Origin of the sequence: Synechococcus sp. RS9916, from assembly GCF_000153825.1 — a bacterium.
Lineage (GTDB): Bacteria > Cyanobacteriota > Cyanobacteriia > PCC-6307 > Cyanobiaceae > Synechococcus_C.
In genome coordinates this window covers 816,532-832,768 of record NZ_DS022299.1, presented here as the reverse complement: position 1 = coordinate 832,768, position 16,237 = coordinate 816,532, and the positions used below count along the sequence as shown (strand labels likewise).

Sequence of the window (16,237 nt, the reverse complement as noted above, 5' to 3'; positions counted from 1 at the left end):
GAACAGGGTGCAAGCCCAGATCACTGTCCTCCCATTCCTGAGTGGTTTGGGACCCCAGGGGCAGGGCAACCATGTAAGGGCGATTCAGCCGCTTGAGTGCATGAGCGAATTTGGGGTGGTCCTGACGCGCAGGACCACCCACAAGAGCGAAGCCGGTCAGTGACACCACGCCGTCGACGAGTGACTGTTCGGGGTTGAGGGGGTCGTAGAAGAAGGTGTTGACCGGCTTGGAGAAGTCAAGACCGCCGCAGAAGATCGGGAGGACGCGAGCACCACGGAATTCCAGTTCCTGAATCACGGCCACGTAGTGGGCGTCATCACCAGTCACGATGTGACTGCGTTGAAGCACAAGGCCAATCACAGGACCTTTGCGGGCTTCATCGCTGAGATCCTGGCGACTCGCAGTCCAGTTGAGGTATTCCTTCAGATCCTCAAACATGGTTGGGGCGAGCGGGTGCCAGATACCCAGATCAGGGAACACCTCCGGGTCTGCCACCTCCAACTCGGGGCGATTTTCACCCTCAGCTGCTGGGAAGACGTATTTATCCGCAAGCATCAAGAGGAAATTGCGGAGGTTGTCTGGGGTGCCACCCAGCCAGTACTGGAAGCTGAGCATGAAGCTGCGAGCATCCTGAGCCTTTTCGACAGGCAGGTACTTCAACACCGTCGGAAGGGTGTTGAGCAGCTTGAGCATGGCGTCTTGGAAGCCTGCTCCCCCCGACTCCTTCCGCTTTTTCATGAAGCCGGCAATGGCGCTCTTGCTTTGGCCGAGCTGCGCCATGGAGAAGCTGCCGAGCTTGTTCAGGCGCATCACCTCGGGCATCGAGGGGAAGACCACAGCGGCTTTCAGCCGATCACGGTGGGGGGTGACAGCGTCAACCACCTTTTGCGCCAGATCTTCAATAAAGATCAAGGAGGCCACGAACACATCGGCCTGGGCGACATCGGCGCAGAAGTCTGCGTAATTGTCGGGATCTCGAAGCTCTTCGATCAGATAGCCGCTCAGGTCGATGCCCAAAGGGCCGTTCTGGGCGTTGAGGCTTGTTGCGGCCTGCGTTAGCGCGTTTTGATATTGCGGTTCAAGCACCACATACACAGCCTTCATGACTGATGTGTGGTTGTTGGGTTCAGCAGGAACGACGCGGCGATCAGAAGAGCGAACCTGCGTGAACATCAGCATGGATTGAGCTATGTGAAGACACTACGAGAATGAAGGCCCTGTCGCGAGTTTCGGGTTTAAGGCGTTACACAGTCGTTGCTTAGTAGGAGTTTCCGATCCGCCACTGATTTTTCAGGGCATCGGGCATGATTCGAACTCTGTGTTGTCCCATCGCCATGACTGAGGCTCCCACGGCCGATCGAATCCATGTGGTTGTTGCTGGAGCGCTGGGACGGATGGGCGCTGAGGTGATCAAGGCCGTTGTTGGTGCAGAGGATTGCCAGCTGGTGGGGGCCATCGACACCACTCCCGGCAAAGAGGGTGTTGATGTTGGAGAAGCTCTTGGCTTGGGCGTTCTCAATGTTGCGGTGACCGCGGATCTTGAAGGCTGTCTTTGTGCTGTCAGTCAGGCCCTGCGTGACAAGGGTCCTGGAGCGGGGGCTGTCATGGTTGATTTCACCCACCCATCGGTCGTCTACGCCAACACCCGAGCGGCTATTGCGTATGGCGTTCATCCCGTGATCGGTACGACGGGGCTGTCTCCGGAACAGCTCCAGGACCTCCAGGTGTTTTCTGAGAAAGCGTCCGTGGGCGGTGCCGTTATCCCCAATTTCTCTGTGGGCATGGTGTTGTTGCAGCAAGCCTCTGCCGCTGCTGCTCGCTTTTACGACCATGCTGAGCTCACCGAGTTGCATCACAACCGCAAGGCGGATGCTCCCAGCGGTACCTGCATCAAAACAGCTGAATTGATGGAGGAGCTGGGTAAAACGTTCAATCCGGCTGAGGTGGATGAGCACGAATCCTTGGAGGGCAGCCGCGGGGGGGTGCGTCCCAGTGGCTTGCGGTTGCACTCTCTGCGTTTGCCCGGACTGGTGGCCCACCAAGAGGTGATGTTTGGAGCCCCCGGTGAGACGTATACCCTCCGCCACGACACGATTGATCGCTCCGCTTACATGCCTGGGGTGTTGCTGTGCATCCGCAAGGTGCGTCAGCTTGGGGCACTGGTTTATGGCCTTGAACGGCTGCTCTGAACTCTTGCTCCCGTTCCGTTGTTCTGATTCATGCTGATTCCCCTGAAGCCCGGAGAACTTCAGCGCCTGATTCCGGCGGTGGGTACCAGCACGCAGTTCGCGGCATGCCTGGGCGATCCACGAAAGATTTTGCAGCGGGTGATGATCGCTGCGATTGGCGGTGTGATCAGTTTTCTGATCTACAACCAGGCGCAGCTCGGCAGCCGCTGGGGCCCCTTCTGGCTCTTGCTCAGCGTCGTGTTCTTCCTCTACGTGCTCTGGGGGCCGATCCTTGAGGCAGGTCGCCGCAACGCGACACTGCGCCGATTCCCTGCTGCAGCGTTGTTTGAGGGCGAAGTGGCCGATGCATTTACCCAGGAACGGGTCGAAAGTCGTCGGGAGCAAGCCAACAAGCGTGGTGATCTGGAGTTGGTGGAAAATCGCCGCACGTGGCTCGTGCTCGAGTTGGCGGATGAAGACGGTTATCTGGGCCGCGTCAGTTTTCCGATGACCAAACAACATGGTCAGATCCGCCCCGGGGCGCGTATTCGCTGCCTTGTGCTCAGTGAGCGAAATGATTTTTCGCGCGTTGCTGCTTTAACGGATGCCTGGCTGCCTGGACTGCGGCTCTGGGCAGGCGATTATCCCTTCTTGCTCAGGCCAGCCTTTGAAGAGCTGTGCCAGATCCGCCTGAGCGGACGACGCCAGCGCTAGCCCAAACCGCTGGAGCCGAGGCATCGGCTTCGCAAAGTTTCGTAATATTGGGTTACAATGCTTAAAGGCGAGATCGACTCATGACTCAGTCCACTTCTTCCACCGCTCCCGTGATCCGCGGTGCTTCCGTCACCACAGAAGACGGTGGTCGTTTGAATGCTTTTGCCACAGAGCCCCGCATGGAAGTGGTTGAAGTGGAAAGCGGTTGGGGCTTCCATGACCGTGCTGAGAAGCTGAATGGTCGGATGGCCATGCTTGGTTTCATTGCACTGCTCGCGACTGAGTTCGCTTTGGGTGGTGAGGCCTTCACTCACGGTCTGCTGGGTCTGGGCTGATTGGATGGTTGGAGTTTGAGCACCACCGGTGCTTCATTCACCCCCTATGGCTGGTTCGTCTGCTCACATCCTTGAGCAGTCTTTGACCGACAGGGAGCCTGTGAGCTCCTTGTCGGTTTCCGTTTGTGGAGCGGGTCCCACAGGAGCCTTGCTTGCCCTTGGTTTGGCCTCATTGGGCTGCAACGTTGCGCTTTCCGATCCTCTGTCGATGGACCAGATCGCATCGCGCAGTCGTGCCTATGCGATTACCCATTCGTCCAAGCGTCTGCTGCAACGCCTCGACCTTTGGTCTGAGCTGCAACCCCACTTGGTTCCTTTCACCAGGTTGCGCCTTGAGGATCAAGGCGTTAATCCCCGGGTTTGGTTCGATCTCCATGACCTGGCCCCTGTCAATCGGGGCGCGGGGGCCATTGGTTGGATCCTTGATCACAAGCCTTTGATGCAGTTGCTCATGGAGCGACTGCAATCCCATCCAGGACTTTCCTTAGAACTTGGAGAGACGGTGACACCTGATCACCCCTCTTCGGCGCAACGGTTTGACCTGCAGATCGCCTGTGATGGTCCCCGCTCACCCCACCGCCAGGCCTGGGGGTTTCCTTTCTGGTCGATGCCCTATCGGCAAGGTTGCCTGACGATGAAAGTGCTGTTGCGCGGGGCTGTCCCGGCGACGGCCTATGAAATCTTCCGCAGTGAGGGTCCCTTTGCCGTGCTGCCGCTGGGGGGGCAGATCTTCCAGTTGGTTTGGAGCGCCCCCTTCAACCGCTGTCGTGAGCGGGCGTCGTTGGAACCAGCAGCTCTGCTCGATCGACTGGCCACGGTGCTGCCGGAAGGGATGAACCCTGATGCCTTGCTCGATCAGCCGATGGCGGTGCCGCTTCAGTTGAGCTTGGCGCCCCAGTTGGGGCGTGGCCGCCGTCTGTTGGTCGGGGAAGCTGGCCATCGCTGCCATCCGGTGGGTGGTCAAGGTCTCAACCTTTGCTGGCGTGATGTCAGTGATCTGCTCGATCTGGTTGCACAACAGCGCAGCCAGCAGTCATCGCTGTCCCGTTTGGTCCGCCGTTACAACCGCCGCCGGCTTCCTGACCTTGTGCTCATTGCTTTGGGCACGGATGCACTGCTGCGTCTGTTTTCCAATCGCTTCGGGCTACTGCTTCCCTTGCGAAGCCTTGCTTTGCGGATGCTGCAACACCTACCCGTTTTGCGCAGGCTTTGTCTTCAGGCGATGAGTGATGGCCCGATGACAATTGGTCGGCCTTCGCCACAGTGGGGGGAAGGAGGTGGACGTCATGGTGTTCAGCAGTGATCCCCAGCCCCAAGACTCCCCAAAGCTTCTGCGTTTCCTGCGGGAGAAACTGGGCCTGAGCGAGAACGCATTGCAGTTAGGGCAACGCCAGGCCGAGTTGGAGCAAGCTCCGCTCCCCGTGGTGTTGTGGAGCTTTGGCTTGCTCACCCTGACGCAATACCAGCAGGTGCTGGATTGGGTGCAAGATCAGGAATAAATCACCAGGGATTCCACTGGAGTGGCCTGCGGCAATTTTTCTCGCCCCGCCAGTGCGGCGAGTTCGATCACAAAGCTGCAACCCACCAAGTCTCCGCCTGCCTGGCTGATCAGCTGAGCTGCTGCTGCTGCTGTGCCTCCTGTTGCCAGCAAGTCGTCCACCAACAACACCTTGGCTCCCCCTTGAAGGGCATCGGCATGAATCTCGAGGCGATCGGTGCCGTATTCCAGGGCGTAGTCGATGCCGAGGATCTCACCCGGTAATTTCCCGGGTTTGCGCACTGGCACAAATCCCAACTTGCGGTCTGTTGCTAGGGCGGTGCCGACAATGAAGCCTCGGGATTCGATGCCCACGATCAGGTCGGGTTGAAGTCGCTCACAAATGGCCCCCATCTGATTCATCACAGCGCGCCACCCCTCGGGATCACGCAGCAAAGGAGTGATGTCGCGAAACAGAATTCCAGGCTTGGGGAAATCAGGAATGTCGCGAATTAGTGGTTTTAGATCCAACGAAGGGTGACGCGGAGGCCTCAGTGCTGGCATCATCGCAGCCATGACCGACGCCACTGCTTCCCCTGAGCTCGCGGCCCCTAGCGGCGTGATTGCACCTGACACCTCAACGGTTCTCAACCGCCGGGGGCTGGAACGGCTTGATCTGCTTTTGCTCACCGTGGAAGCCCTGGATCTCAACGGTGGTGAGGCCATGCTCTGGGCGACCCAGCAACTGGGCTTTACCGACCTGTTCCCCAATCGCGTCGAACTTTGGAAACGTCGCTGCACCAACCCGCTCCGACGTTCCACCCGCCGAACGCCCCTGAGTGGAGCTGAAATCGAGGCGCTGATTCGCGTGGTCTGTGCCATGGCTGACCGGCTCTATCCCATGCTTCACCAGCTGCTGTCCAGTCGGGAGCCTGAAGAACTCACGCAACAACGCTGGGCCTTGGTCGACCAGCGCCTGCGGGATCTGATTGCTGAACGCATGAACCTGCGCCGTTGCGCCGTTCAACATCTGCTGGAAACCGAGAGTGCCGCCCCAGTGCAGCGTCAATTGGTGATCACATTGGCTCTCGCCGCAGGGCCTGGCGGGATTGATCGTCTCCGCGCCAGCCTGCAGGATCCCACCCCTTAGCGAGGCATGGTCCGTGCCTTCTAGCGGCACCGTCGTTCTCTTCTGTCCGTTCCCTTCTTGTCCGAATGCTCAAGCTCGCCTACCGCTACGACCAAACAGCGGCTCGTCTGATGGTGGAGGGGCTGCCGGACATCTCCGCTGACCATGGTCAGGGCGTGATCGGGATTCTCTCCTCTTGGAAGCTGCAGTTCGTTGGATCTCCAGAACTGGAAGGGCGCCGCGAACACCTCGAAGCCATGCTCGCCACGGTTCTTCCTTACGCCCGTTACTTGCTGTCGGGTGTGACCAGGACGTGCGGAGGTCCGGAGTCTCCGGTCAGTCTCTCTCCTTCATCCTCAGGTGGTCACCAGTTGCAGTTGCGCAGCAGCCAACCAGGGGTTGAGCCTCTGTCGATCCAACTCGATGATGCAGAGCTTGCGGATCTGGTGCGTTGTCTCGATGCCATGCGCCTTGATCCCCGCGTGCAGATCGCTTGGGTGGCCCAGAACGATCGCCCGCTCGCGCGCCGCGAGTTGGCGGAACGGATCCCGTTGATGAAACGGATTGCAGCACCTGTTTTGGGTGGCTCTGCTCTGGTGGCTGCCGCTCTTTTGGTGTCCCTCCTGCCTTTGCCTTCTCTGAAGCCCACCCAACCTGCTGCAGAACCCACACCCACCTCGAGTCCAGCCGCCGACTCCGAATCCGGAACTAAATCCGAAACCAATGCTGATGCACCCGGGGATCAGTAGGCATCGTTGACGTTCTCCCTTCGACAGGGAGAATTGGAGCCAGTGAGCGACAAAGACCGGGATGGCAGCGAGTTGGTCAGATCTGCGGCGGCGTGTGGCGCGGATCGGGGCTTCCCTCGACGTTGTGGTGCGCAGTGATCCCGAAGTCTGCGGACTGAGTGGTTCGGGATACCACTTGACCCTTCATCACAGCGGTTATGGGGATTGCACAGTGGGTGTTCTTACCCTGATTGATTGCCCGAATGAACTTGTTGTTCAGGAATTTGAGCGTTGGATGCGGGGTGCTGGCCACACCCTGGTGCCATGAATCCCGTTCGCTTAACAGGACCAAAAAGCAGTGATCGTGAGCGCCGCGTTTTTCGCAGGCGTCGCCCTCGTCCACTCCCCTCTGTTTGGAGGCAGGGTCTTGAAGGTGTGTTGATGGTCCTGTTGGGGGTGGGCCTGCTGGCATTTCTTGCTTGGTTGCCCCAGCAGGTGGATGGCATGGTTCTGGTCAGCGAGATGATTTCCGATCTGATCAGCGGATTGGTCAAACTCTTGACCGCTTTATTGGGGTTGGCGTCCGTTCTGCTGATCGCCGCGGTTTTGCTGGCTGGCCTGGTTTCTCTGCTAGGCGGTGGCACCCGATTAACGCGGGCTTTGGTGCGTTTGTTGAAGACCCCGCGCCGACCGAAAGTTCAGCGTCGGCGTGTTCCCCCGTCACGGCGCCCCTCGTCCCTCCGGCGGCGTTAGGGGCTACCGCCGCAGACGCGGCGCCAAGGCTTTTTGCAGTTCCCAGAGTTCACGAAGGCTGATCAACGCATCCCCGTTGAGATCGAGGCTTTCAAAGTGGCGATACACCCAAGGCAGTGCTTCGGCTTCGTTGCGGTTCAGTCGCCCATCACGGTTGCGATCCGCCTGAAGGAAGCGACGTTGAAGTCTGGGCCCGTTGTGATGTTGTGATCGGGTGTGCAGGTCTTCCTTTAGCAGAAACCCGCGCGAGTCAGGTCTGCGCAGGCGCTGTTCCAGGTAGGGCTGACCTCGCACCTCAGCAGGCACCAAGCGTCCATCCTGATTGGCATCCATGCGCACGAACATGGCTTCCATCCGCAGGCCGTAGCGGCGAATTTCTTCCTGTGCTGTCGCCGCGATCGGCGCCGCAAGCTGCGCCACGACAGTGCCCGTCACCGCCAGGGCTAGCCCGGGGAAGCTCCAGCGTGGTGAAAGGCATCTCATGGCATACAGCCTATGAAGAGCAGCGGCAAAGGGCATGACTCAATGATGACCGGAGCCTCCCAAGCTGTGACAGGGTCTGCGTTCTGCAGACACTGCCCATTGATCTGCATACGATCGCTCCAGTCGTCGCCTTACCCCGAACGCCATGACACGGTCCTCAATGATCTGGGTTGTGGATGACGATCCTGATCTGCGTCAGATGGTTGGCACTTATTTGATCGATCAGGGTTACGACGTCCGATGCCTTAGTGACGTCAAGCAGTTCGAGGCACGACTCGAATTTCAGCGCCCTGATCTGGTGGTGTTGGATCTGATGATGCCTGGCGACGATGGACTGACGGCGCTTCGTCGTTTGCGGGATGCAGGCGACGATCTACCCGTCGTGATGTTGACCGCCCGCGGAGAGGGCGTGGATCGGATTATCGGCCTGGAACAAGGTGCAGATGATTATCTGGGCAAGCCTTTTCTGCCCCGTGAGCTCTCGGCCCGGATTGATGCTGTGCTTCGCCGGCGCAGTTCCTTGCCTGCTGGGACTCCGCTTGCTGAGGGAGGGGATGTGAGTTTTGGCGACATGGTGCTCAATCTGTCCGCCCGCACACTCAGCCGCGATGGGGTGCCCGCGGTGATCACCAGTGGTGAATTCAGTTTGCTGGCCGCGTTTGTTCAGCATCCACATCGGCCGCTCTCCCGCGAGCGTTTGATCGAATTGGCGCGCGGTCCAGGCTGTGACACAGACAGTCGCAGCATGGATGTCCAGGTGTCTCGGGTCCGCAAGTTGGTGGAGCCGGATCCCAGCCGTCCGCGCTATATCCAGACGGTGTGGGGCTATGGCTATGTCTTTGTGCCGGATGGGACGCCCCGATCGCGATAGCGGTTGTCGTTGATGCGTGCTCCGCGACGCTGGTCACCGCTGCTTGCCGCTCTGCTTCGTTGGTCTGCCCTGGGCCTTGGCAGTTGGGCACTGTGCCTGTTGGCGTTGCAACTCCTGTTTGGGCGCCAGGTGGAGGCTCTGCAGACCGTCCAGTTGGGTCGAAATCTTGCTCTCAACGTGCGCCTTACGGAGTTGTCACTGGAGCGATACCCACCCCACTTGGTGTCAGAACTGACAGGGCTTCAGTTGGCTGTTGTGAACAAGCCATCCAGTCAGCCCCCACCGCCGCCGGCTCTTGCCCAGCAGGCCAATGCGCTGCAGCAGGAGCTCTGCCGTCGCTTGGCCCATTGCCCGATGGTCGTTGCGAACGGAAGCAGCTGGGATGTGTGGGTGGAATTGATCTCTCCTCTGGAGCCGATCTGGTTGCGGGTCTCCCTGCGTTCTCCGATGGCTTGGCCTCCTGAACCAACCTTGCTGGTGCTGTCTTTGCTGGGGGCGGGGATCAGCTGTGGTGCGTTGTTCCTGTTGCTGGAGGTTGAACGACCGTTGCGTGGTTTGGAGAAAGCGCTTGTACGCGTGGGTGATGGCGATGAACCCGAAGCGGTTGCCGCCCGTGGTGCTCCTGAGGTGCGCCGTATCACCCACCACTTCAATGCGATGGTGGAGCGGCTTGCGGCCAATCGGCGTGATCGCGCCACGATGTTGGCGGGGATCGCCCACGATTTGAGGGCTCCGATTACCCGGCTTCAATTTCGCTTGTCGATGCCAACGCTCTCTACCCAGGAGCGGGACCGCTGCTCTGGTGATCTCCAATCGTTGGAACGTATCACTGGGCAATTCCTTCTCTTTGCGGGTGGCGGTGATGGGGAAGTCGCTGTTGAAGTGCCATTGGATCAGTTGCTTGCGGAACTCTCCACCAGTCATGCTCCAGAGCAACTTGAGCTTCAACTTGATTCCGTTCAGGCCTGCATCAAGCCAGTGGCGTTGAGTCGCGCCGTTGCCAACTTGATCGACAATGCATTCAGTTATGGCTCCGCACCGGTCGTCGTTCGCCTGTTTGAGCGCGCCAATCAAGCGGTAATTGAGGTCTGGGATCAAGGGGACGGGATGCCGGCAGATCAATGGGAGCGTGCGTTGCAACCGTTCCAGCGATTGGATGAATCCCGCGGTCAACAAGGCCACTGCGGTTTGGGATTGGCGATCGTGGCCCACGTCGCCCGCATCCATGGTGGTGATCTCAGCTGTGGATTCAGCGATCACGATGCTCCAGGTCGTTTTGTGATTCGTCTGTGCCTGCCTTTGAACCTCTGCAAACCAGGGGTGTGAATGGTTGAGAAAAGCTGAGATCCCCTGCTGTTGCACCTCGCCGGCGCCAGATATGGACTGGGCGCGATTGCAGTCATGGGGCACGCAGGCAAAGTCAAAACCAAGTGCAAGGGACCAATGGGTGACAAGCATGGCGATAAGAAACGCCATCCCTCCAAGCCGAAGCACGTCGCCAAGGAAGCCGGGAAATTACCCGATGCGTTAATCGCCGCCTTGGATGGCAGTGATCAGGACATTCACCACCCTTCTGAGTTACTCGATGACCTGGTTGAAACTGGTTCTGCCAAAGCCGAGCGTTTGAACAAGAAGCTCTATGAGAGTGAGCTGGAACGTCTTCAGACTGACCTGGTGAAGATGCAGTACTGGGTGAAAGCCACTGGCTTTCGAATGATTGTGCTGTTCGAAGGTCGTGATGCTGCTGGAAAGGGCGGCACGATCAAGCGACTGACGGAACCCATGAACCCCCGGGGATGTCGTGTGGTGGCTCTCGGTACCCCGTCGGATCAACAGAAGACCCAGTGGTATTTCCAGCGCTATGTCGAGCATTTCCCCAGTGCTGGCGAAATTGTGGTGTTTGACCGCAGTTGGTACAACCGCGCTGGTGTGGAGCGGGTGATGGGGTTTTGCAGCGATGACCAGGTTGAGCAGTTCCTCGATGATTGTCCGCGCTTCGAGCAGATGCTGGTGAACAGCGGCATCTTGCTGCTCAAGTATTGGTTTTCGGTCAGTGACACCGAACAGGAAGCGCGCTTCCAGTCACGCATTGATGACCCCACCCGGCGCTGGAAGCTCAGCCCCATGGATCTTGAGGCCCGCAACCGTTGGGTGGACTTTTCAAAAGCGAAGGACGCCATGTTTGCGCGCACCAATATTCCGGAAGCGCCCTGGTTCACCGTTGAGGCTGATGACAAACGTCGAGCTCGGCTCAATTGCCTGCGCCATGTGCTGAGCAAGGTGCCTTGGGAAGACATGACGCCACCCGCGATCAAGCTTCCTGATCGACCTGATCAGGGCGATTACACAAGGCCCCCGATCAATGAACAGTTTTTTGTCCCGAATGCCTATCCCTACTGACCGACTCTTTGTGGGGTGACTCTCGGTGGTGCGTGAAGAAAGTTGAGAGGGTCATGCATGCCGTGATCTCCCCGAGCAACGTGCAGACAGTTGCAGCCCAACGATGACCCTTGGAGAACTGTTTCTCGAGGCGATCTCCACTGGGGTGATCACCGAACGTGAAGTTGATTGGTTGACCGCCCATCAGCGCAGCTTCAGCCGCATTGAAGAAGCCACGGCCTTGCGTCTTGGTCGCTTGATGGACGAAGGTTCGATTCAACTGGGCTGTCGCATGCCCTAACGGAGGTAAGGTCTGTGGCCGGCAAGTCGGGTTTCAGCGCAAGCGAGTTTGATGAGATCAAGCGTCTGTATCTCGATGAAGGTCGCTCTTACGCACAGATCTCTCGAATCCTTGGAAAAGGGAGTGAGACGTCTGTGCGTAATGCTCTGGTCAAAGCCAAGATCCGGCGCCCTTCCTCCGGCGGTCATTCCCTCGAGAACTTCAAGCCCGGACAGAGTTTTGGCCGTGTCACATTGGTCAAAAGGTTGGTGAAGTCAAAGAAGCTTCGCTACCACGTCGTTTGCGACTGCGGCTACGAGTTTGATGTCGACCCTTACCTCTTGACCTTGGCTGAGGGCCATAAACAGAGAGTTTCGGGATGTTCTCGCTGCATGGCTGGCGACTCTGGTGCGCGTCGCTGATGGCGGGCGTTTAACGGCGCCTCCAGGCGTTCCTCGCTGTTGGATCGTTCCAACGGTTGTTGTGTCGATGCCTCCATCGTTTGATGCGTTCTTTCCTCAATGCGCGTGCCCTGTCGTGGCGAAAGTCGCTGAGGGCTTGATCAAAGTTGTGTTCACAACGCTTTAAAGCACGCGTGGATTGGGCGCGACGCATGCACCGCGAAGCGTTGCGAACGATCGCGCGTCGCCGATGCAAATTCCGAAGCTCCCAGTCTTTGCGTGTGTGGAACAGTGCATGCTGATGCTGTTGTCCATGCCATCCAGCATTGGAAGACACCCTGTGATGGGCCTGAGAGGGCGCTGCACCTGTCGCCAGAGCCATGGCCGCCAAGGCGGCGCAGGGGGCAAAACAGAGGCCCTGCTTCAAGAGAACCGAAGAATGCATGAACGTGCTCCGTGGGACACGTTCATGCTGGATTGATCAGGGTCGTCGGATCTGACTGACTAGCTCGGGACCGATGACAGGATCTGACGCCGTTGGCCCGCGCTCCCGTGATCAGCCGTTCAGTTGGGCAAACCAGAATCCAGCCAGCTGCCAACTCGACCAGAGAAAAATGGCCAGGAACAGCCAGTTCATCCATGCAGGACGCTGCTTGTTTTCGAACACGACGCAATCAAATGGCTCTCCATCTTCTCTAGCCAAGGCCGATCCAGTCAGTTCCTTGTCACGGTTTGAGTTGAGGTCGTAACTCGGTTGGCGTGGCTTGGTTCTGGCGCGGATCCTTACCGTTCCGCCATGGTGTGAACAGCAAAAAATTTCCCAGTACAAGACCGGCTGTGATCACAACTGCAAACAGTTGCTCCAGTCGGTTGGTCATCCAGATGCCAGTCGCTCTCGAACCGATCATCGGCTGAAGCCATCAGCACAACATCCATGGCCTTTGAATTGTTGCGGATTGGCTAGCTCTTGTTGGCGTAGCTAGGTGTGAGTTGTCCCTCGGTTGGTGTGGCGAGATGAAGGTGATGATCACCGAAGAGCAGCGCCCGCACAGTGAGCGCATGGCAAAACACTGGCCACGCTCGATCCAGGAATACTGGCGGCAGGAGCAGGAAAGGCAGACCAATCTGCCAAGCAAATTGTTATCGGAGTGGATCAAGGTTGACTCACGCCAATCGATGGCGCAGCAGCACTTTGCCAAGCGCAAGTGCTACCGCACCTCATCACGCAGTCACAGAGTCTTGATCAAGCGGGTGGGTTGAGGCTGGGATTGGAGGCACTCCAGTCGGCAGTGCGCAATGACACGTCGGTGCCTCCAGCCCGTTTCAGGTCATGGAGGCCTTCCAGTTGGTTATAGATCGAGACGAGCTGTCGTTGGATGTGGTCGGTATGCGGCAATCCACTCAAGGTGTGCAAGGCCCTCTCCAAACTGACCTTTGCATCAATTAAGAGGCGGCAGTCCTGACTACCTGGTTCGTAGGCCATAGATGGCGTAGAGACCCTTCCATTCAGCCTTGCGGCGGCCATTGCTGATGTGTCGATGAAGACGGTTTCTCCTTCCTACGGGGGAGGCGGGTTGTCCCCCATCCGATCGCGCACGTCCCAGGGACGTGCCAGCCCTCCTGGCTTTTTCCAAACACCCAAACGCTTTTTGCGGGCTTCGATTTCCCAGCGGCTGTAGGGGAGATCGTCACAGCGACCGAGATAGCCGTCGTAGGTGAACACCTTGCCGTCACGGAGCAGTCGTTCGGCCACGTCTTCACCAGGACCGGCGTCGGTTCTGCGCCGGAGAAGGCGTCCCACCTGGCGCCCGTAAACATCGCGGGCGCGGAGTTCAAAGATCAGCTCACTGCCTTTGGGGAGCTGTTGTTGAAGCGCTTCAGTGGCTTGTTGGGCCCAGGGTTGTTGCGAGGGTCGTGGTGCTTGCAGACAGCTCAGCCGGACGCTGAGGCCTGTCCCATTCATCTCCACCAAGACTTCCTGGCCGTTGTTCACCCTCAGCACAGTCACTGTTTGGCGGGGTTGGGGTTCGGCTGCTCGCACCAGCTCACCGGCGAACCCGATCGTTGCTGCCATGGTCCAGGCCATCCCTTTGATGATCCGGTTGCGGAATGTCATGGCCGAGGAATGCTTATGGAGCGATCTAAGGAGCATCATCCTGGTTGTGTCAGGCCGTTGCGGCTTTGGTGGGTGGCAAACGCAGGCTTGTCACCCATGACAGCAACACCAACAGAGTCGATGCCCACAGGCAGGCCTGCATGCCCGCTGCTTCGGTGCGCCCGAGCATGAAGACAGCGCCGGAGAGCAGGGTGCCCACCAGGCGTCCGGCAGCGTTGGCCATGTAATAGAAACCAACGTTGAGGCTGACGTTCTCCTGGTCGGTGTAGGCGAGCACCATGTAGGAGTGGATGGATGAATTCATCGCGAACACAACGCCAAAGGCTGCCAGCCCTGCGGTGATTGCGATGCTCACATCGGCATTGCGCCATAGGGCGACCGCGATCAAACCAGGAATGGCGGTGAGTAACGCCGACCAAAATTGCACTGCTGCAGAGCCAGGACTTTGGCTCTGCCCCCAGAGCTTGCGCAGCCCCGGAGCGGAACCCTGCACGATTCCGTAGCCGATCACCCACAGGCCCAGGAAGCCACCGATCTCCCAGAAGCTCCACTTGAGTGAGGCCTCAAGGAACACCGGCAGGGCGACCACAAACCACACATCCCGGGCTCCGAACAGGAAGAACCGCGCCAGGGACAACACATTGATTCCGTGGGATTTGGAGAACAGCGCCGAGAAGGCAGGCTTGCTCTTCATTTTTCCGATTTCAGCCGGCAGCACCAGGGTGATCAGGAAGGCCATGGCGAGACCTCCCGCCATCCAGCCCACGGCTGCATTGAATCCCAGTGCCGTGAGCAAGATGCCACCGAGGAAGAAACCCACACCCTTCAGTGCGTTCTTAGAGCCGGTGAGAATGGCTACCCAGCGGAACAACTGTTGATTGTTCTGGTCGGCTGCGTCCGAGCCGCTGCCGACCACCGTTTTGATGGCGCTTTTGGCACTCATTTTGTTGAGGTCTTTCGCGATGCCGCTGATCGCCTGAGCTGCCATCACGTAGCCCACGCTCAAGAGCTTTGGCCAACTCTCTGAGACTGGGATCAGCATCATCAGGGCCAAGATCTGCAGCAGCGTGCCGACCCAAAGGGTGAGACGCAGTCCGTAGCGGGCACCGATCCAGCCGCCATAGAGGTTGGTAATGACGCCAAAGAACTCGTAGAAGAGGAACAGGAAGGCGATTTCAAGGGTGCTGTAGCCAAGTTCGTGGAAATGGAACACCACGAGCATGCGCAGGGCCCCGTCGGTGAGGGTGAAAGCCCAGTAATTGGCTGTCACCACGCCGTACTGCTGGAGAGCGGAGAGCTTCATCGCTGATCGCAAGCCTCATCCAGTTCGACGATGTGGCAAACCAGGTCAGCCATTCGGCTGCTGTATCCCCACTCGTTGTCGTACCAGGCGTAAACCTTCAGCTGGGTGCCATCCACCACCATCGTTGAAGGACCATCAATGACGGAGCTGCGGTTGTCGTTGGTGTAATCACACGACACGAGCGGGCGTGTTTCGAAGCCCAGAATTCCCTTGAGGGGCCCTGCAGCAGCTGCTTCAAAGGCTGCATTGACCTCGTCGACTGTGACCGCTCGCTTGAGTTCAAACACGGCGTCGGTAAGGGAGCCGTTCAGCAGCGGCACACGCACTGCATGGCCGTTGAGTTTGCCTTTCAGCTCGGGGAAGATCATGGCGATCGCCTTGGCTGATCCCGTTGTGGTCGGAATCAGTGAGGTCAGTCCGGAACGGGCACGACGGAGATCCGATTTGAAGGCATCCACGGTCACCTGGGTGTTGGTGATGTCGTGAATGGTGGTGATCATCCCGTGGTCGATGCCGAAGGTTTCGTGCACCACCTTCACCACTGGGGCCAGGCAATTGGTGGTGCAGGAGGCGGCAGTCACCAATCGGTGTTGCTCGGGTTTGTAGAGATCGTGGTTGATGCCGTAGACGATGTTGAGGGCTTCATGACCCGCCACGGTGCCTTTCACGGGGCAGCCCACCACAACGCGTTGGAGGCCCGCCTGATCGAAATAGGGATTGAGGGTGTCGGGGGTTTTGAAGCGACCACTGGCCTCCAGCACCATGTCCACACCAAGGTCTTGCCAAGGCACGTCCGTTGGGGTGTTGTGCTGTGACCAGGTCAGTGGTTGGCCTCCCACGCTGAAACCCTCTGCGTGGACTTGGATCTCTTGATTCCAGCGACCATGAACCGAATCGAACTCCAGCAGATGGGCTCCTGCGGCAGCATCACCGGCCGGATCATTCACATGCACCAATTCGATGCCAGCTCGTCCCCAGAGGGCGCGAAACACAAGCCTGCCGATGCGTCCGAATCCGTTGATGCCAATGCGCATGGTGTGGAAGCCGGGAGCCCAACTCAGTTCATCAATCAATCTTGATGCATCAACAACTGTTGATG

At 58.6% G+C, this 16,237-nt stretch carries 22 protein-coding genes; 14 read left to right on the top strand and 8 right to left on the bottom strand.

The genetic code is table 11. The annotated features are described in order from the left end of the window. A partial coding sequence (locus RS9916_RS04525) for a DUF3479 domain-containing protein (protein ID WP_156777603.1) occupies positions 1-1,174 on the bottom strand: 1,174 nt, incomplete at its 3' end. Positions 1,175-1,335: 161 nt separating this feature from the next. On the opposite strand from RS9916_RS04525, the gene dapB reads away from it, so the two are divergent. The 5 genes from dapB to RS9916_RS04500 all read left to right on the top strand — a co-directional run bounded on the left by dapB (position 1,336) and on the right by RS9916_RS04500 (position 4,717). After that, positions 1,336-2,190 (top strand): 4-hydroxy-tetrahydrodipicolinate reductase, encoded by an 855-nt coding sequence (gene dapB / locus RS9916_RS04520; protein ID WP_007098078.1) that lies wholly within the window; start codon positions 1,336-1,338, stop codon positions 2,188-2,190. 30 nt (positions 2,191-2,220) lie between these two features. Further along, on the top strand, positions 2,221-2,883 hold the full coding sequence (locus tag RS9916_RS04515; RefSeq protein WP_007098077.1) for a hypothetical protein: 663 nt from the start codon (positions 2,221-2,223) through the stop codon (positions 2,881-2,883). A gap of 80 nt (positions 2,884-2,963) precedes the next feature. Further along, entirely contained in the window at positions 2,964-3,218 is a 255-nt protein-coding gene (locus tag RS9916_RS04510) for a hypothetical protein (RefSeq protein WP_007098076.1), read from the top strand. 109 nt (positions 3,219-3,327) lie between these two features. After that, entirely contained in the window at positions 3,328-4,521 is a 1,194-nt protein-coding gene (locus RS9916_RS04505; protein WP_232199526.1) for an FAD-dependent monooxygenase, read from the top strand. Next, complete coding sequence (locus RS9916_RS04500) at positions 4,505-4,717, top strand: DUF2949 domain-containing protein (RefSeq protein ID WP_007098074.1); 213 nt, start codon at positions 4,505-4,507, stop codon at positions 4,715-4,717. The genes RS9916_RS04505 and RS9916_RS04500 overlap by 17 nt, the downstream gene beginning before the upstream one ends. Here RS9916_RS04500 and RS9916_RS04495 read toward each other — a convergent pair. Then, a complete protein-coding gene (locus RS9916_RS04495; protein ID WP_007098073.1) occupies positions 4,708-5,271 on the bottom strand; it encodes an adenine phosphoribosyltransferase in 564 nt (187 codons plus the stop codon). The two genes, RS9916_RS04500 and RS9916_RS04495, sit on opposite strands and share 10 nt — an antisense overlap. On the opposite strand from RS9916_RS04495, the gene RS9916_RS04490 reads away from it, so the two are divergent. The 4 genes from RS9916_RS04490 (at position 5,270) to RS9916_RS04475 (ending at position 7,305) form a co-directional block, all read left to right on the top strand. Further along, on the top strand, positions 5,270-5,845 hold the full coding sequence (locus RS9916_RS04490) for a DUF3038 domain-containing protein (RefSeq protein ID WP_007098072.1): 576 nt from the start codon (positions 5,270-5,272) through the stop codon (positions 5,843-5,845). The two genes, RS9916_RS04495 and RS9916_RS04490, sit on opposite strands and share 2 nt — an antisense overlap. Positions 5,846-5,910: 65 nt before the next feature. Further along, positions 5,911-6,573: a DUF4335 domain-containing protein gene (locus RS9916_RS04485; RefSeq protein ID WP_007098071.1), complete on the top strand. Its 663-nt coding sequence runs from the start codon at positions 5,911-5,913 to the stop codon at positions 6,571-6,573. Between the two features lie 61 nt (positions 6,574-6,634). Next, positions 6,635-6,880, top strand: a complete 246-nt coding sequence (locus RS9916_RS04480) for a hypothetical protein (RefSeq protein WP_038023271.1) — start codon at positions 6,635-6,637, stop codon at positions 6,878-6,880. A 113-nt stretch (positions 6,881-6,993) separates the two neighbouring features. Further along, on the top strand, positions 6,994-7,305 hold the full coding sequence (locus RS9916_RS04475; RefSeq protein ID WP_007098068.1) for a hypothetical protein: 312 nt from the start codon (positions 6,994-6,996) through the stop codon (positions 7,303-7,305). A 3-nt stretch (positions 7,306-7,308) separates the two neighbouring features. On the opposite strand, the gene RS9916_RS04470 is transcribed toward RS9916_RS04475, so the two are convergent. Continuing rightward, positions 7,309-7,788, bottom strand: coding sequence for a hypothetical protein (locus tag RS9916_RS04470; protein WP_071961549.1), 480 nt, complete (start codon positions 7,786-7,788; stop codon positions 7,309-7,311). Positions 7,789-7,933: 145 nt separating this feature from the next. Between RS9916_RS04470 and RS9916_RS04465 the strand changes: the two genes are divergently transcribed. From RS9916_RS04465 to RS9916_RS14795, 4 genes are all read left to right on the top strand, one after another. Then, positions 7,934-8,659, top strand: coding sequence for a response regulator (locus RS9916_RS04465; protein ID WP_198003396.1), 726 nt, complete (start codon positions 7,934-7,936; stop codon positions 8,657-8,659). A 12-nt stretch (positions 8,660-8,671) separates the two neighbouring features. Beyond that, positions 8,672-9,985 (top strand): ATP-binding protein, encoded by a 1,314-nt coding sequence (locus RS9916_RS04460; protein WP_007098065.1) that lies wholly within the window; start codon positions 8,672-8,674, stop codon positions 9,983-9,985. 117 nt (positions 9,986-10,102) lie between these two features. Beyond that, positions 10,103-11,059: a polyphosphate kinase 2 gene (gene ppk2 / locus RS9916_RS04455; protein WP_038023267.1), complete on the top strand. Its 957-nt coding sequence runs from the start codon at positions 10,103-10,105 to the stop codon at positions 11,057-11,059. Positions 11,060-11,162: 103 nt separating this feature from the next. Continuing rightward, a complete protein-coding gene (locus tag RS9916_RS14795; RefSeq protein ID WP_007098063.1) occupies positions 11,163-11,339 on the top strand; it encodes a hypothetical protein in 177 nt (58 codons plus the stop codon). 936 nt (positions 11,340-12,275) lie between these two features. Here RS9916_RS14795 and RS9916_RS14315 read toward each other — a convergent pair. Continuing rightward, the gene (locus RS9916_RS14315; protein WP_156777467.1) at positions 12,276-12,548 is read right to left on the bottom strand and encodes a hypothetical protein; all 273 of its coding nucleotides are present in this window, start codon (positions 12,546-12,548) and stop codon (positions 12,276-12,278) included. 185 nt (positions 12,549-12,733) lie between these two features. Here RS9916_RS14315 and RS9916_RS04435 point away from each other — a divergent pair, with 185 nt between their 5' ends. Then, positions 12,734-12,979 (top strand): hypothetical protein, encoded by a 246-nt coding sequence (locus RS9916_RS04435; RefSeq protein WP_007098059.1) that lies wholly within the window; start codon positions 12,734-12,736, stop codon positions 12,977-12,979. Here the strand turns inward: RS9916_RS04435 and RS9916_RS04430 are convergent. The 4 genes from RS9916_RS04430 to RS9916_RS04415 form a co-directional block, all read right to left on the bottom strand. Continuing rightward, complete coding sequence (locus tag RS9916_RS04430; protein WP_007098058.1) at positions 12,963-13,202, bottom strand: hypothetical protein; 240 nt, start codon at positions 13,200-13,202, stop codon at positions 12,963-12,965. The genes RS9916_RS04435 and RS9916_RS04430 overlap by 17 nt on opposite strands. A 75-nt stretch (positions 13,203-13,277) precedes the next feature. After that, a complete protein-coding gene (locus tag RS9916_RS04425) occupies positions 13,278-13,835 on the bottom strand; it encodes a thermonuclease family protein (RefSeq protein ID WP_007098057.1) in 558 nt (185 codons plus the stop codon). A 49-nt stretch (positions 13,836-13,884) separates the two neighbouring features. Next, positions 13,885-15,138: an organoarsenical effux MFS transporter ArsJ gene (gene arsJ / locus RS9916_RS04420; RefSeq protein ID WP_007098056.1), complete on the bottom strand. Its 1,254-nt coding sequence runs from the start codon at positions 15,136-15,138 to the stop codon at positions 13,885-13,887. Further along, on the bottom strand, positions 15,135-16,172 hold the full coding sequence (locus RS9916_RS04415; RefSeq protein ID WP_038024170.1) for an ArsJ-associated glyceraldehyde-3-phosphate dehydrogenase: 1,038 nt from the start codon (positions 16,170-16,172) through the stop codon (positions 15,135-15,137). Before RS9916_RS04415 ends, arsJ begins: the two co-directional genes overlap by 4 nt. Positions 16,173-16,237: the final 65 nt, after the last annotated feature.